General features: G+C 62.8%; 13 protein-coding genes. 10 read left to right on the top strand and 3 right to left on the bottom strand.

The window, feature by feature from the left end; genetic code table 11:
• On the top strand, window positions 1–1,134 hold the full coding sequence (locus tag WIF35_RS16960) for an ABC transporter permease (protein WP_412479391.1): 1,134 nt from the start codon (window positions 1–3) through the stop codon (window positions 1,132–1,134).
• 99 nt (window positions 1,135–1,233) lie between these two features.
• Window positions 1,234–1,938: a hypothetical protein gene (locus tag WIF35_RS16965; protein WP_412479392.1), complete on the top strand. Its 705-nt coding sequence runs from the start codon at window positions 1,234–1,236 to the stop codon at window positions 1,936–1,938.
• On the opposite strand, the gene WIF35_RS16970 is transcribed toward WIF35_RS16965, so the two are convergent.
• Window positions 1,927–5,466 carry a response regulator gene (locus tag WIF35_RS16970; RefSeq protein ID WP_412479393.1) on the bottom strand — a complete coding sequence of 1,180 codons (3,540 nt, stop codon included), beginning with the start codon at window positions 5,464–5,466 and terminating at the stop codon, window positions 1,927–1,929. The two genes, WIF35_RS16965 and WIF35_RS16970, sit on opposite strands and share 12 nt — an antisense overlap.
• A gap of 100 nt (window positions 5,467–5,566) precedes the next feature.
• Complete coding sequence (locus tag WIF35_RS16975) at window positions 5,567–6,010, bottom strand: universal stress protein (protein WP_412479394.1); 444 nt, start codon at window positions 6,008–6,010, stop codon at window positions 5,567–5,569.
• Window positions 6,011–6,093: 83 nt separating this feature from the next.
• Here WIF35_RS16975 and WIF35_RS16980 point away from each other — a divergent pair, with 83 nt between their 5' ends.
• The 8 genes from WIF35_RS16980 (at window position 6,094) to WIF35_RS17015 (ending at window position 13,142) form a co-directional block, all read left to right on the top strand.
• Entirely contained in the window at window positions 6,094–7,506 is a 1,413-nt protein-coding gene (locus WIF35_RS16980; RefSeq protein WP_412479395.1) for an MBL fold metallo-hydrolase RNA specificity domain-containing protein, read from the top strand.
• Window positions 7,507–7,540: 34 nt separating this feature from the next.
• Entirely contained in the window at window positions 7,541–9,289 is a 1,749-nt protein-coding gene (locus tag WIF35_RS16985) for a PHA/PHB synthase family protein (protein WP_412479396.1), read from the top strand.
• Window positions 9,290–9,316: 27 nt separating this feature from the next.
• The gene (locus WIF35_RS16990; protein WP_412479397.1) at window positions 9,317–9,940 is read left to right on the top strand and encodes a chemotaxis protein; all 624 of its coding nucleotides are present in this window, start codon (window positions 9,317–9,319) and stop codon (window positions 9,938–9,940) included.
• A 20-nt stretch (window positions 9,941–9,960) separates the two neighbouring features.
• Window positions 9,961–10,701: an MBL fold metallo-hydrolase gene (locus WIF35_RS16995; RefSeq protein ID WP_412479398.1), complete on the top strand. Its 741-nt coding sequence runs from the start codon at window positions 9,961–9,963 to the stop codon at window positions 10,699–10,701.
• Between the two features lie 81 nt (window positions 10,702–10,782).
• Complete coding sequence (locus WIF35_RS17000) at window positions 10,783–11,229, top strand: hemerythrin domain-containing protein (protein WP_412479399.1); 447 nt, start codon at window positions 10,783–10,785, stop codon at window positions 11,227–11,229.
• A complete protein-coding gene (locus tag WIF35_RS17005; protein WP_412479400.1) occupies window positions 11,226–11,453 on the top strand; it encodes a DUF2249 domain-containing protein in 228 nt (75 codons plus the stop codon). Before WIF35_RS17000 ends, WIF35_RS17005 begins: the two co-directional genes overlap by 4 nt.
• 10 nt (window positions 11,454–11,463) lie before the next feature.
• Complete coding sequence (locus WIF35_RS17010; RefSeq protein ID WP_412479401.1) at window positions 11,464–12,762, top strand: hypothetical protein; 1,299 nt, start codon at window positions 11,464–11,466, stop codon at window positions 12,760–12,762.
• The gene (locus WIF35_RS17015; RefSeq protein WP_412479402.1) at window positions 12,759–13,142 is read left to right on the top strand and encodes a SirB2 family protein; all 384 of its coding nucleotides are present in this window, start codon (window positions 12,759–12,761) and stop codon (window positions 13,140–13,142) included. The genes WIF35_RS17010 and WIF35_RS17015 overlap by 4 nt, the downstream gene beginning before the upstream one ends.
• On the opposite strand, the gene WIF35_RS17020 is transcribed toward WIF35_RS17015, so the two are convergent.
• Entirely contained in the window at window positions 13,143–15,080 is a 1,938-nt protein-coding gene (locus WIF35_RS17020; RefSeq protein ID WP_412479403.1) for a sigma-54-dependent Fis family transcriptional regulator, read from the bottom strand.
• Between the last annotated feature and the right edge of the window lie 2 nt (window positions 15,081–15,082).

Below are 15,082 nucleotides of genomic sequence, written 5' to 3' on the forward strand. Positions count from 1 at the left end.
GTGGCACGCTTCTCCTGGACCAACATCTTCCGCCTCGGCCTCAAGGAACTGCGCAGTCTGGCTGCCGACAAGGTGCTGCTCGGCCTGATCGTCTGGGCCTTCTCCGGCGCCATCTACGAGGCGGCGACCGGCGTGTCGCAGGAGCTGCACAATGCGCCGGTGGCCATCGTCGACGAGGATGTCTCGCCGCTGTCTACCCGCCTGGCCGGGGCGCTTTATCCGCCTTACTTCAAGGCTCCCGAGCTGATCAGGCTCGATCAGGTCGATGCGGCGATGAACAACAACAAATACGCCTTCGTGCTGGTCATTCCGTCCAATTTTCAGCGTGACCTGAGCGCCGGGCGGCAACCGGAAATCCAGCTCAATATCGACGCCACGCTCATCAGCCAGGCCTTCATCGGGGCCAGTTACATCAGCCAGATCGTCAGCGGCGAGGTCAGTGAATACCTGACCGGGCGGCGCGACTCGGCGACGTCGCCGATCCGCATCACGACGCGGGCGCGATTCAATCCCAACCTGACCGGTTTGTGGTTCGGCGGGGTCATGGAGGCGATCAACAACGTCACCATGCTGACCATCATCCTGGTCGGCGCCGCCTTCATTCGTGAGCGCGAGCACGGCACCATCGAGCACCTGCTGGTCATGCCACTGACGCCCTTCGAGATCATGATGGCCAAAATCTGGGCCAATGGGTTGGCTGTGCTGCTTGGCGTTGCCTTTGCGCTGCTCGTCATGGTCCAACGCGTGCTGCAGGTGCCAGTGGCGGGTTCGGTGCCGCTTTTCCTCGCGGCGGCTGCCTGCTACCTGTTCTCGGCGGCCTCCATCGGCATCTTCCTTGGCACCATCGCCCGCTCGATGCCGCAGCTCGGCCTGCTCATCATCATCACCATCGTGCCGCTGCAACTGCTGTCCGGTGGCGTGACGCCGCAAGAGAGCATGCCGGAAGCGATTCGCCACATCATGGCGGCGACCCCGACCACCTATTTCGTCCGTCTGGCGCAGGGCATCCTCTATCGCGGTGCCGGCCTACTCGAAGTCTGGCCTGACCTGTTGATGATGACTGGGGTTGGTGCCGCCTTTTTCCTGATTGCCCTGATCCGTTTCCGCAAAGCCGTCACCCAGACGCAGCTCTGAGCCATATCGTCGTTTGTTGATATGAATCATGGGCAAGGCCAGGTGCCGTCGGCAAACTGCCTCCGACTTGTTCTTCTTTGGGAAGCGTTTCAAGTCGATATGTTTTTCCTCAGATATATCTTCACGGCGACTACGGTCGCCGCCTTTTTTGCTTCCGCCCAGGCCGCCGAGCCGGCGGCGCGGCAATATTCCGAAATCCAGTCTACCGGAACCAGTCAGGCCATCGGGCGTACCGTCGAGGTCGATGTCGATCTGAGCGGCATTTCGGGTCTTGCCGAGGCAGAGCGCGCCGGTCGCATCGAGGTGCTTTACCGCATGGCGTTCAACAATATCGCCGAAGGCTGGAGCTGGCAGCCGCTCGCCGACCCTGCGGTGGACGACTACTACCGCTTCAAATTCCTGCCGTTGCAGTCGGTTTGGGAGGAGCGGGGCGAGTACCGCAACGAGGACAAGATCGGCGACCCGCAAGAAACCAAGGTGAGTTGGCGCTACGATTATTTCCTCGCCTTTGCCAATCTCTACGATTTCTACCCGCGCGTCGTCGACGACGATGCCGGTTTCTCGGCCGATCTGCCGGCGACCCTGGCCGGCCACGTCGGCTTGCGCGCCAAGGCGCGCCTGATCGAGCCCGTTCTCAGCGAAAGCACCACCTACTGGAAGGCGATCCATGCCCGCCCAGTCGATTTCACGCTGAAAAAGCGCTATCTGGTCGGCCAGCTGGAAGAAGTGGATTTCGTCGATCTGAGTAACGGCCGGGTGCTCTGCGCCATTCATCGCGGCGAGCATCACTGCTCAAGCCGCTAGCGTCTCCAGGCCGAGGACGCGGGCGAGCGCCTCACGCACCTCGCGGTCGTTGATCGGTTTGGAAACGTAGTCGTTCATGCCGGCGGCCAGGCAGAGCTCACGGTCGCCCTGCATGGCATTGGCGGTGATGGCGATCACCGGTAAATGCGGATTGCGCACGCTGGTCGAGCTACGCAAGCGGCGCGTCGCTTCGAAGCCATCCATCACCGGCATCTGAACATCCATCAAGACGACGTCGTAGTCCGCCTGGGCGAGCCGCTCGAGGGCCAGTTGCCCATTCTCGGCCAGATCGACGCGATGTCCCTGGCGGGCGAGCAGGCTGGCCGCCACTTTCTGGTTGATCGGATTGTCTTCGACCAGCAGGATGCGCACGCTCGGCGCCAGTTCGGCTTCGTCCAGGCTGTGGCGGGTGATGATCTGAGACGGCTTGTCGCCCTGACTGTCGGTGCGCAGCCTGAGGAGGCACTGACGGATGACGTTTTCCTGCAGTGGCTTGGTCAGGTAGGCATCAAAGCCGGCCAACTGGAAGCGCTCGGCATCGCCGCGCATGGCGGCCGAGGTCAGCATCACGCAACGGGTGCTGGCGATGCTCGGGTCGTCATGGACCAGATGGCCCAGGGTTTCGCCGTCCATCTTTGGCATGTTCATATCGACCAGGGCAATCTCGAACGGGTCGCCGCCTGCGGCCGCTTCGCGCAGGCGCTTCAGGGCATCTAGTCCGTTCGCCACCTGCTCGACGCGACAGCCCCAACTGGCGAGCAGGGCGAGCAACAGGCGGCGATTCGTCTCGTGATCGTCGACGATCAGCACATGGCAAGCCTCGAGGTTGCCGCTGTCGTCGCCGAGGTGCTGGCTGACCGCAGCTTCGGCTCGGGCCAGCGGTACGGTGAACCAGAAGGTGGAGCCCTGGCCCGGCAGGCTGTCGACACCGATCTGCCCACCCATCATGTCGACCAGGCGTTTGGAGATGGATAGCCCCAGTCCGGTACCGCCGAAGCGGCGGGTAATCGAGCTGTCGACCTGGGAGAAGGGATTGAACAGCAACTCGATCTGCTCGGGGGCGATGCCGATCCCGGTATCGCGCACGGCAAAGCGCAGCGTGGCCGAGGTGGCATCTTCGCCGACCACGGTGATTTCGACGTCGACCTCGCCCTCGCCGGTGAACTTGATGGCATTGCCAACCAGGTTGGTCAGGATCTGGCGGATGCGTCCGGGATCGCCGCGCAGGTTCTCCGGTACGGCGGGGGCCACGCGGTAATTGAACACTAAGTGCTTTTCCTGGGCCTTGACGGCGAGCAGGGTGCAGGTCTGGGTGAACATCGAGACCACGTTGAAGTCGATGGTTTCGATATCGAGCTTGCCGGCCTCGATCTTCGAGAAATCGAGGATGTCGTTGATCACCGACAACAAGGCATTGGCGCTACCGCGGACGATATCGGCGTATTCGCGCTGCTCGGTGTCGAGTTCGGTCGATAGCAGCAGTTCGCTCATGCCGATAACGCCGTTCATCGGTGTGCGGATTTCGTGGCTCATGTTGGCCAGGAACTCGCTCTTCGCCCGGTTGGCCGCTTCGGCGCGAGCCGAGGCTTCCTGTTGTGCGAGCAGGGCACGATCGTTGGCGATGGCCAGGGCGAACAGTTCGCCGATCTGCTTCAGGGTGGCGATACGCGCCGCCGTGCGGATCGGGAAAGGATCGGTGTAGATGAACAGGACGCCCAGGCAGGTCTGTCCGACGAGCAACGGCACGATGTAATTGCCGTGGCGGGCGATCTCCGGATTGCGAATCTCGTGGCGGGGATCGCTCTCGCTGTCGTCGGCAATGAGGATTTCCCGGCTGACGGCCGCCTTGCCGCACAGGCAGCGGCCAAGCGGCAGGCGTTGTTCACCGGTCAGGAAGGATAGCGGGTAGCTACCCTGGGTGGTGCATAGCGACAATTCGTCCTCACCCGGCGTCAGCAGGAAGATGCCGGCCTTGCGCGGGCCGCCGAGTCCGGGCAGTCCGGCCAGTGCTGACAGGGCATCGTCCAGGCGGTTTTTCAGTGGCCGGTCGGTTGCCTGAAGGAGATGGGCGATTTCGAACTTGGTTTCGGCGGAGCTGCGGGCCTCGTGTTCGGCATCCTCCTGCGCCTTGCGGGCGGTGGCGTCGGTGCCCGATCCCCGGTAGCCGAGGAATTCGCCATTGGTACCGAAAACCGGCACGCCGTTCAGGCTGACCCAGATGACCCGGCCGTCGGGCAAGCGGAAGTTGTATTCGAAGCGGTGGAAGGGACGATGCGCTTCCAGGTCGGCCACGTGTGCCGCCATGCGCGCCTGTTCCTGCGGGCTGGCGGAGGCCAGCAAATCCTGCCGACGTTTGCCGATCAGCGGTGCGGTATCGATGCCGAGCAGAGTCGCCATGTTTTCCGTGACGAAGCTGAAGCGTAGCTGGCTGTCGGTTTCCCAGAACCAGCTGTCGGAACTGGTCGAGAACAGGTCGCGGAAGCGTTGCTCGTTGGCTTCCAGTTTCTCGTGGCTGGATATCAGGTTGCGTTCGATCCCGCTCAGGCGGCGCGCCAAACCGAAAAAGAGCAGGGTTGCCGTCAGGCCGGCGAAGGCGACGGCGAGCAAAAGGCTGCGGTTGGCGGCGGTACGGTTTTCCGTGACGTCGCGCAACACCGCCATGGTGGCGGCCGGCCGCTCTTGGTAATCGGGCAGGGCCAGGAAGGTGGCTGACCAGGTGCGGCCATCCATGTCGACCGCGACGACGCTATGGCGACCGGTCTTGAGGAAGATTTCCCAGGCATCGGCCAGGCCGGTGGGCAGTTCGTCCACCGTCTGCGAGAGCAGGGCAAAACTCGGGTGGTCGTGCCAGTTGCCGCTCAGGCCGAGATTGGTTCTGCCGTCCTTGAAGTTGCTTTCGCTGGTAAAACGCTTGGTGACGGCAGTCAGTGATTCGAGACCGAGAATCTGCTTGACCTGGCTGCCGAACCAGTCGACCTCCATGCCGACTTCGATATAGCCGATCAGCTTGCCCTCGTCGCGCCAAGGCAGCACGTGGCGTAGCGTGTAGGTGCCCATGACGCCGAGTTCCAGGCCGGTTGTCGCCTTGCCGCTGCTTTCGGCATCTCTCAAGGTCTGACGGTCGACGGTATCGCCGTGTCGCCCCGGATTATGCACGCGGAGCAGGATGCTGCGGTCCGGTTTGATGAAATACCAGTGCCCGATCCCGAAGCTCTCGCGCATGCCTTCCAGCATTTTTTGGGTGCGGGCGAGCAGGGCATCGCGATCATTCGCTCGCATGGCCTGACGAAGATTCGGGTCGTCGGCCGAACGCAAGGCAAACCAGGCGAGCTTGCGAACGTTTTCATCACGCAGCCCTTCCCAGACGTTGCTTGCTTCGCGCGCAGCGGCTTCCGTCTGCTGAATCTCGACCCGGTGCAGATAGGACTTGAAGCTGACCGCGAAGGCGACGACGAGCAAGACGAGAACGAGTCCGACCGGCCCCAGTATCTTGTGCTTCAGGCGAAATTCGGTCGGTTGGGCTGACATGGCAAAAGGGAAAGAGCGGATCGATCTCTGCTGAGATTACCGCACTTTCCCCCGATAAAGTTATGGCTTTTGTAATACCCGGGCCATGCCGGGTATTCGGTCAGCGGTAAACCAGGACCGGAATCTTCGAGTGGGTCAGTACCTTGTTGGTCTCGCTGCCGAGCAGCAAGCCGCTGATGCCGCGCCGGCCGTGCGAAGCCATGAAGATCAGGTCGCAACCAGCCTTGTCGGCGGCTTCGATGATGGCTTCGTAGGGAATGTCGCTGGTCGCCGAGGTGGTGGCACAGGGAACGCCGGCATCGGCACACCACTTCTGCACTTCGCTGAGGTATTCATTGGCTTGTTGGTCGGCCAGTTCGGCGAATTTCTCAGGGGTGGTCGGGTCGATCAGTGCGCCTTCGCCAAAATAGGCGATGGGGTATTCCGGTTTGGCATAGAACACCGTGACGCGGGCACCGGCTTCCTTGGCAAAGGAAACGGCACGTTGTGCCGTGGCACGGGAGAGTTCGGAACCATCGGTCGGGATGAGAATATGCTTAAACATCGAAAACCTCCTGAAATGGTCTGCTGGCGTTGCATTCCGCCGTTTCAAGGTTCATGCTACGCCAAGTCGGGAGGATTTCAAACATGCGAATCTGTTTCCATGGCGCCGCCGGCGAAGTGACCGGTTCCTGTACGCTGGTCGAGACCGGCGATATCCGTTTCCTGGTCGATTGCGGCATGTTCCAGGGCGGTCCCGAGGCGCGGCAGAAGAATATCCGGGCGCTCAATTTCGGCTTCGATGTCAGGAAAATCGACTTCGTACTGCTGACCCACGCCCACATCGACCATTCCGGCCTGCTGCCGCGATTGGCCACCCTGGGCTTCCGCGGCCCGGTCTATGCCACGCAGGCGAGCATCGACCTGCTCGAAGTGTTGCTGCCGGATAGCGGCCATATCCAGGAAAAGGAAAGCGAGTGGCAAGTGCGTCACCGCCGGCGCCTGGGCAAGGGCGAGCGCGGCCTGCAGGCTCCGCTATACACGGTGGCGCAGGCGATGAGCAGCCTGAGCCTGCTGCAGCCGGTGCCCTACGGCAAACCGGTGGCGGTTGCCGACACGGTCAGCGTTTGCTTCCGCGATGCCGGCCATATCCTCGGTTCGGCTTCGCTGGAAGTCGTGGTGAGCGGCGAGGGGAGGCCGCGCCGCCTGGTCTTCTCGGGCGATCTCGGCATGCCGGATCGGCCGGTTTTGCCCGATCCAGCGCGTGCACCGCAGCAGGCCGATGTTCTGCTGATCGAATCGACCTATGGCGATCGTCTGCACCGCTCGATGCAGGAAACGGAAGACGAAATCGTCGCCGCTTTCGAGCGCACGCGTGCCGCCGGCGGCAACCTGATCATCCCGGCCTTCGCCGTCGGGCGGACGCAGGAAATGCTCTACCTGCTGGTCGATCTGGTGCGACGCAAATGCATCAGCCCGCTGAAAATCTACGTCGATTCGCCGATGGCCAATACGGCGACGCGCATTACGGCCAGCCACCGCGAATTGCTCGACCCGGAAACGCGCCAGTTGCTCGACTGGCAGCAGGCGCATCCGCATAAGGTCAGCGTCGAATTCGTTGCCGACGTCGAGCGCTCGAAGGAATTGAACGCCATTCGCAGCGGCGCGGTGATCGTTTCCGCCAGCGGCATGTGCGAGGCCGGGCGCATCAAGTACCACCTGCGCGAAAACCTGCCGCGCAGCGAGTGCACGGTATTGATCGCTGGCTTCCAGGCGGCCGGGACACTCGGTCGCCGTCTGGTCGATGGCGCGCGGCTGGTCCATATCTTCGGCCAGCCGGTGCCGGTGCGGGCACGCATCTATACCGTTGGTGGTCTGTCGGCCCATGCCGATCAACGCGCCTTGCTCGATTGGCTACGCGGTTTTCGTCAGGCGCCGGGGCGTACTTTTGTCGTTCATGGCGAGCCGACGGCTTCCGCCAATTTTGCCCAGGCTATCCGCGACGAACTTGGCTGGACAGAGGTTGACCTGCCTCATGCTGGAAGCTGTTTAACGTTGTAATATTTGGCAATTCCCTTCTTGTGCGGAGGCTGCAATGTCTGGCAACAGTTCGGCAAAAAATAACGGTATCGACACCCATCAACCCAGTCCACTGGAATCGCTGGGCAAGGCCGTCAGCCAGGCGGTGGATCCCTTCGGCGTGACGACTTCCATGCTTGGTGCCCAAATGGCCTGGATGATGCACCCGCAGGAACTGGCGCGGGCCTTGAGCGGGCTTTCCGGCGACCTGGTCGAATTGCAGAGCCACGTCATGCGAAGGGCGATGGGCATTCCTTCCACCGACGTGATCCGCCCCAATGCCGACGATGCACGCTTCTCCGACCCAGTATGGACCGAATCGGCGACCTGGGACATCATCAAGGAGTGGTACCTGGCTTTCACGCACCGGCTCGAAGACATGTATTTCGAAACGCCGGGGCTGTCCGACAAGGAGCGTCGCCGTTCCGCCTTCTGGTTGCGTAAATGGCTGAACATGGTGGCGCCGACCAATTTCTTCTGGCTTAACCCGGTGGCGATGGAACGCTTCGTCGAAACCAACGGTGAGAGCCTGCAGCGCGGCTGGGAAAATTTCCAGCGCGACGCCAAGGCCAAGAACATCCTGATGGTCGAACCCGATGCCTTCACCGTCGGCAAGGATCTCGGCACGACACCGGGCAAGGTGGTCTTCCGCAACCGCATGCTGGAATTGATCCACTACACGCCGACCACGGAAAAAGTGCGGGCCATGCCGATCGTGATCACGACGCCGTGGATCAACAAGTTCTACATCCTCGACCTGACGGCCAAGAAGAGCCTGGTGAAATACCTGACCGACCAGGGGTTCTCGGTGTTCATCACCAGTTGGAAGAATCCGGACGACGAAATGGCCAATGTCCGCTTCGACGACTACCTGGTTGAAGGCGTCAACGAAGCGGTGCGCGTCGCCTGCGAGTTCTGCAAGGTGTCGCAGGTGCATCTGGTCGGTTACTGCATCGGCGGTACGCTGGTATCGACCTATATGGCCTGGGCCAACAAGCGTTTTGGCCCGGACAAGATGCCGGTGGCGCACTGGACGCTATTCACCACGCTGACCGATTTTGCCCATCCGGGCGATATCGAGGTTTTCATCGACGAGGCGGCGATCGACGCGCTGGAAGAGTCGATGGCCAAGAAGGGCTACCTCGACGGCGCCGAAATGGCGACTTCCTTCCGCATGCTGCGCTCCAATCCGCTGGTCTGGCACTACTGGGTGCACAGCTACCTGCTCGGCGAGCCGCTGCCACCGTTTGACGTGCTGTTCTGGAACATGGACACGACGCGCATGCCGCAAGCCATGCACTCCTACTATTTGCGCGAGATGTATCTGCACAACAACCTGATCAAGCGCGACAAGCTGACCATCGCCGGCGAATCGATCGACCTCGACCAGATCGTCCAGCCGCTCTACGCGGTGACCGCCGAGGACGATCACATTGCGCCGTGGAAGCAGTGCTACCGCATCCGAAAATACATCAACGTGGCGGCGCCGATGCGTTTCGTCCTGTCGACATCCGGTCACATCCTCGGTATCGTCAATCCGCCGGTGAATCCGCCCAAGCGGGCCTACTGGATTGCCGAACCCGAGCGCAACGAGCATTGGGAGCACTGGTTCGAGCGGGCCGAGAAAAAGCCGGGTACCTGGTGGGAGGACTGGACGGCCTGGCTCGGCGAGCGCACCGGCAATCTGGTGCCGGCCTATGCCGCGGCGAACCGCAAGTTCCCCGCCCTGGCCGATGCGCCGGGCACCTACGTACTGGAAAAATAAGCCCCGGGAAAAGGGGAGAGGAGACCGATGACGACTGCACTGACGACGGCAGCCGGCCAGCCATCGAAGGCCGGGGTCGATCTGTTGCGCATCGTGCGCATCAACGAAGAGATCAAGGCGGTGGTCAATATCGCCTTCAAGATCAACATCATGGCGCTCAATGCCATCTTCCTGGCCAAACGGGCGGGAACCCTGGCCCTGGGCTTCGGCGTGTTGTCCAACGAACTGCGCGTGTTTTCGCAGGATCTGCGCAACTGCATGGCAACGCTGACCGGTCTGGTCCATCAATGTGTAGCCAATGTTTCGATCATGCTGCAGGGTGGGCGTTACACCCGGCGCCTGCAGGAAGCCGCGAAGTTTTCGTCGAACGCTCAGCTGGCCGCCATCATGGCGCACCGCGAAAGTCTCGACGAGGCGCACGCGCAGGCGCTTGCGGGCTTGCGCCGGCAATTGAAGCGCGCCCTCGAGGATGCGTTCCAGATGGTTGAGCTGGGCGGTGTGCTGGCCAAGTCGGCCAAGATCGAGGCGGCCTACGGGCAGAGCTTCGCCGGTTCGCTGGCCCAGGTCTCGGGCGAATTCGACGGTGTCGTCGAGGAAATTCGCCGTTCGCTCGAATCGCTGCGCCATTCGGCCTTTTTCGATAACAAATAGAAACGCTTGGAGAAGACAAGTTGAAGACCACCAAGACGATCTTCCAGGACGGAAACCACAAGTGGGTCGCCATCGTGCGCGATCCGGAAAAACCCAACTACCTGATCGATACCAACGAGTACCTGGTGACCAACGGCGGGCGTGGCCTGCTGCTCGATCCGGGCGGTGTCGAGGTCTTTCCGGCGGTCTTTTCGGCCTTGTCGTCGGAGTTCGATCCCTCTGCATTGGCCGGGATTTTCGCATCCCACCAAGATCCGGACATCTGTTCCTCGCTCGCCCTCTGGCTCGAGTTCAACCCGCAGATGCGTTGCCACGTCAGCTGGCTATGGCAGAGCTTCATCCCGCATTTCGGGGGAAATGGCGACACCTTTGCGCCGATTCCCGACGAAGGCACCGATATCTCGCTGGAAGGCCTGATCCTGCGCGCGGTGCCGGCGCATTACCTGCATTCCTCCGGGAACTTCCACCTCTATGACAAGATCGCCAAGATCCTGTTCTCCGGCGACGTCGGTGCGGCTTTGCTGCCGCCGGGCATGGATGGCCTGTTCGTCGAGAATTTCGACGAGCATATCAAGCATGCCGAGGGTTTTCATCGGCGCTGGATGGGGTCGAACGAAGCCAAGCGCCGCTGGTGCGAACGCGTCTCGCAGATGGAGATCGACCTGCTCTGCCCACAGCACGGAGCAATCTACCAGGGGGCGGACGTGCAGCGTTTCATCAACTGGTTCGATGAGTTGCAGGTGGGCATCGTCGCCGCCTGACCCGGAATGATTTGATGGCAGTCAAGGCGGCAGCGCGGGGCCTGCCGCCAGAATGAAGCCATCCTTAGCCCCGAGTGAACCATGACCAGCATCCGTACCTTCATGACCGACGATCATCGTCGGTGCGACGACTTCTTCGCCGAGGCCGAACAAGGCATCGCCCAGAAAAACCAGGAGGCCGCCAAGGCCGCCTTTCAGCATTTCCAGTCGGCGATGCTGGCGCATTTCGCCACCGAGGAAAAAACCCTGTTTCCGACCTTCGAGGCCAAGACCGGCATGACCATGGGGCCGACCCAGGTCATGCGCATGGAGCACGTGCAGATGCGCGAGCTGATGGACGCGGCGGCCCAGGCCCTGGCCGATGGCGATGTCGACGAGTATCTCGGTCAGGCGGAAACCCTGTTGATCATGATGCAGCAGCACAACATGAAGGAAGAGAACATCCTTTATCCGATGTGCGACCAGCACCTGTCGGCCGAACTGGCGCCGCTGCTCGAACGCATTGAAAGTGAGCTGTCCGAAGCATGAGCCACCCGAAGACCCCGCACGTCGTCGACGCGCGCTATATGGAGCCACCGCAGCCCTTCGTGGCGACGATGGAGATGCTCGACACCCTGCAGCCCGGCGAAAAGATGTTGCTGCTGCTCTACCGCGAGCCGCATCCGCTGTACAAGGTGCTGCGCCAGAACGGCCACGACTACGAGACCGAACTGCTGCCGGACGGCACCTTCGAGATCCTGATCTCCCGCTGAGGCCGGCAGGATGCAGGCGCTGCTCTCCTTCGAAAAGGCACCGCCCTTTGCTGCGCCGCTACGCTTTTTCCTGACCGGGCCATTGTTCGCCGCGCTGGCCGGGCTCATCCTGCTGCTCACCGGCGAGGCCGCTTTCGCCTCGCGCTGGACGCCCGAGGCGCTGGCGCTGACCCATCTGATCACCCTTGGGTTCATGCTGCAGATCATGCTGGGGGCACTGATCCAGATTTTGCCGGTGGTTGCCGGTGCCAACCTCGCCCAGCCACTGCAGATCGCCCGCCTCGTTCATTTCGGCCTGAGTCTGGGCGTGCTCGGACTGGCCTCGGGTTTCCTGTTCGGTACCCCCTGGCTGCTGCGCTCGGCTGCAGCGCTGCTCGGGGCGAGCGTGCTGGTTTTCCTGGTTGCCGCCGGGATGTCCTTGCGCGGGGTGCCGACCACCAGCCCGACCATACGAGGGGTCAAGCTGGCCCTGGTCGGTCTGTCCGGCGTGGTCGTGCTTGGTGTGCTGCTGGCGCTGGCCTTGGCCAACGGCTGGGCCTGGCCGCTGATGGTGCTGGTCGACCTGCATGCCGGCTGGGGTTTGGGCGCCTGGGCCGGAACGCTGCTGGCAGCGGTGTCCTATGTGGTGGTGCCGATGTTCCAATTGACGCCGGGCTACCCGGCGCGACCCAGTTGGTGGTTCCCGGTTGCCGTTCTGGTCGGGCTGTTCGGTTGGAGCCTTGGTGTGCTGCTCGATCAAGAGTGGTTGGTGCGCGTTTGCCAGATGCTGGTCGGCGCCGCCGGCATTGCTTTCGCCGTCCTGACCCTGCGCTTGCAGCTCAAGCGCCGGCGGGCCCGGGCCGATGCCACTTACCGTTACTGGCAGCTGGGTTTGGGGGCGAGCATTTTTGCCCTTTTCATGCTGTGCACCGCAGCAGTGTGGCCGGCCGGGTCGGAATACCGCTGGTGGACGCCCTTGTTCGGCGTTCTGTTGCTGGCCGGAGGTTTCGTGCCCTTCATCATCGGCATGCTGTACAAGATCGTGCCTTTCCTGGCCTGGATGCATTTGCAGAGCCTGGGTCAGGGCAAGGTGGCGGCACCGGCGATGAACAAGCTGTTGCCCGATACGGCGACACAGCGCCAGCTATGGGCGTATGCCGCGGCTGTCGCTTTGCTGGTGCTGGGGGTTTTCTGGCCAGAGTGGCTGGCCAGGCCGGCCGGTCTGCTCTTTGCCGTGGCCTGTGGCTGGTTGGGGTTCAATCTGCTCTCGGCCTACCGGCGTTACCGCGAGCATTTGCGCGTGATTGACGAGAAAACTGCCACGGCATGAGTTACTACATTGCGCTGAAGCATCTGCACGTCACCTGCGTGGTGTTGAGCGGCCTCGGTTTCGTGCTGCGCGCCTACTGGATGCTGATCGGTTCGCCGCGCTTGCACAGCCGCCCGGCGCGTATCCTGCCGCATGTCATCGACAGCACGCTGCTCGGCAGTGCCCTGACCATGGCCTGGCTAAGCGGGCAATATCCCTTCATGCAGCCGTGGCTGACCGCCAAATTCTTCGGTCTGCTTGCCTACATCGTGCTCGGCGCCATCGCGCTCAAGCGCGGCCGTACGCCGGCCATCCGCGCCCGGGCCTTCGTTGCGGCGCTGCTGGCTTACGGCTACATCGTCAGCGTGGCGCTGACGCGGCAGCCGCTGCCCTTCTTCTGATTACATCTTGCCGAGCTTGCGGTACAGCGTATTGCGGCTGATGCCGAGGCGGCGGGCGGCGGCCGAGATATTGCCGCCGGCCGCTTCCAAGGCGCGCTGAGCGGCCAGGCGGCCAATTTCGTCGAGGCTGTCAGCGTCGTCTTCGGCTTTCGTTGCGCGGGCCGGCATCTCAAACAGTTCATCTGGCAGGTGCTGCTCGCCGATCAAGGTTTCATCGTCGTCGAGCAGGGCCACGGCCAGGCGGATGGTGTTGAACAGCTGACGGATGTTGCCGGGCCAGGCGTATTGCTCGATGCGGCGCATGGCGTTGGGCGAGATGCCGACCGGCAGGGCCCGGTTGGCGCTTTCCTCGGTCACCAGACGGGCGGTCAGGGCACGGATGTCGGTCCGTTCACGCAGGGCGGGCAGGGTGATGCTCATGCCGTTCAGGCGGTAGTAGAGGTCCTCGCGGAAATTGCCGCGGGCGACCTCCTCGCGCAGTTTGCGGTGGGTGGCGCAGACGAGGGAAATGTCGACCTGCACCGAGCGCGTGCTGCCCAGCGGCGTCACGCTGCGCTCCTGCAGGACGCGCAACAGGCGGGCCTGCAGGTTGAGCGGCATGTCGCCGATTTCGTCGAGGAAGAGGGTGCCGCCATGCGCCTGTTGGATCTTGCCCGGTGCGCCTTCCTTCAGCGCGCCGGTGAAGGCGCCGCCCTGGTAGCCAAACAATTCGGACTCGATCAGGGTCTCCGGGATGGAGGCGCAATTGAGCGCGACGAAGGCGCCGCCACGACGTGGGCCGCTATGGTGGAAGGCCTTGGCGAACATTTCCTTGCCGGCGCCGGATTCGCCCTGAATGAGCAGAGGAATGTCGCGCCCGAGGATGCGCCGGGCGCGGTCGATGGCGTTTTCCAGTTGCGGATCGCCGGTCAGCAGGCTGTCGAGTGTGGCGGCCGGCGGGCGAGCAGTCACGCTACGGACGGGGAGCGGCGTATCGATGATGCGGCCGGCGACGGCGATCGGCGGCAGGGTGCCGCGCAGTTGAACCAATAAGCATTGGCCGTTGACCCGGATTTCGGCCGGATTTTGCGGATTCTGCCGGGCGCGGCTGACCAGCCCGGACAGGTTGCTTTCAAAAACCATCGAAAAATCGCGGTGCACTGCATCCACCCGGCGAATGCCCAGCAATTCCAGGCCCTGTCGGTTGATGGCGAGCACCTGGCCGTCGCGCGAAACGGCCGCCAGCCCTTCCTTCGGGCTGCCCAGGTAGTCGGCGGCGGGGTGGAAGGCGAGCAGGATGTCTTGCGCGTAGACCGACTCGAACATGCGTTTTTCGACGATGCTCGACGAGAAACGCACCAGCCCGAGCGTGTGGCGCTGGTGGCTGCGATAGTCGCCGGAGATGTCGAGTACGCCGATCAGGTGGCCATCCGGCCCGAAGATCGGGCTGGCGCAGCAGGTCAGGAAGGCGTTGTGGCGCAGGTAGTGCTCGGCGCCGAGAATGGTCACCGGGCTTTCCTCGGAGAGGGCCGTGCCGATGGCGTTGGTGCCGCGCAGGGTCTCGTCCCAGGAGGCACCTGCCAACAGGGCAACGCGGTCGGCGCGATCGACGAAATCGGGGTCGCCGACGGTTTCCAGTAGCAGACCGTTGGCGTCTGCCAGGATGACCATGCAGCCGGAGTCGCGAATCTGCTCGTAAACGTGCTCCATGATCGGCCGGCCATGCATCAGCAGGCAACGGTTGCGTTCCTGTTCGGTCTTCAGGGCGAGGCGATCGAGTGGGATCGGGCCGGATCTGTCCGGGCCGTCGTCGAGGCCGAAGCGCAGGCAGCGCTCCCACGAACGCAGTACGGCCGGGGCGACCATACCTTCGGGCAGGGGCCGGCCGGCAAAGAACAGTTGCCGGGCGATTTCCAGTTGACTGGCGTGGCTGTCCGCCACGGCGTGCGTTTGTCTCATCT

Source organism: Azonexus sp. IMCC34839, from assembly GCF_047047955.1.
Lineage (GTDB): Bacteria > Pseudomonadota > Gammaproteobacteria > Burkholderiales > Rhodocyclaceae > Azonexus.

Bases quoted from the DNA above. Each gene is read 5' to 3' on its own strand.
- WIF35_RS16965 (WP_412479392.1), top strand. From the start codon at position 1,234: ATGTTTTTCCTCAGATATATCTTCACGGCGACTACGGTCGCCGCCTTT.
- WIF35_RS16970 (WP_412479393.1), bottom strand. From the start codon at position 5,466: ATGTCAGCCCAACCGACCGAATTTCGCCTGAAGCACAAGATACTGGGG.
- WIF35_RS16975 (WP_412479394.1), bottom strand. From the start codon at position 6,010: ATGTTTAAGCATATTCTCATCCCGACCGATGGTTCCGAACTCTCCCGT.
- WIF35_RS16980 (WP_412479395.1), top strand. From the start codon at position 6,094: ATGCGAATCTGTTTCCATGGCGCCGCCGGCGAAGTGACCGGTTCCTGT.
- WIF35_RS16985 (WP_412479396.1), top strand. From the start codon at position 7,541: ATGTCTGGCAACAGTTCGGCAAAAAATAACGGTATCGACACCCATCAA.
- WIF35_RS16990 (WP_412479397.1), top strand. From the start codon at position 9,317: ATGACGACTGCACTGACGACGGCAGCCGGCCAGCCATCGAAGGCCGGG.
- WIF35_RS17000 (WP_412479399.1), top strand. From the start codon at position 10,783: ATGACCAGCATCCGTACCTTCATGACCGACGATCATCGTCGGTGCGAC.
- WIF35_RS17005 (WP_412479400.1), top strand. From the start codon at position 11,226: ATGAGCCACCCGAAGACCCCGCACGTCGTCGACGCGCGCTATATGGAG.
- WIF35_RS17010 (WP_412479401.1), top strand. From the start codon at position 11,464: ATGCAGGCGCTGCTCTCCTTCGAAAAGGCACCGCCCTTTGCTGCGCCG.
- WIF35_RS17015 (WP_412479402.1), top strand. From the start codon at position 12,759: ATGAGTTACTACATTGCGCTGAAGCATCTGCACGTCACCTGCGTGGTG.
- WIF35_RS17020 (WP_412479403.1), bottom strand. From the start codon at position 15,080: ATGAGACAAACGCACGCCGTGGCGGACAGCCACGCCAGTCAACTGGAA.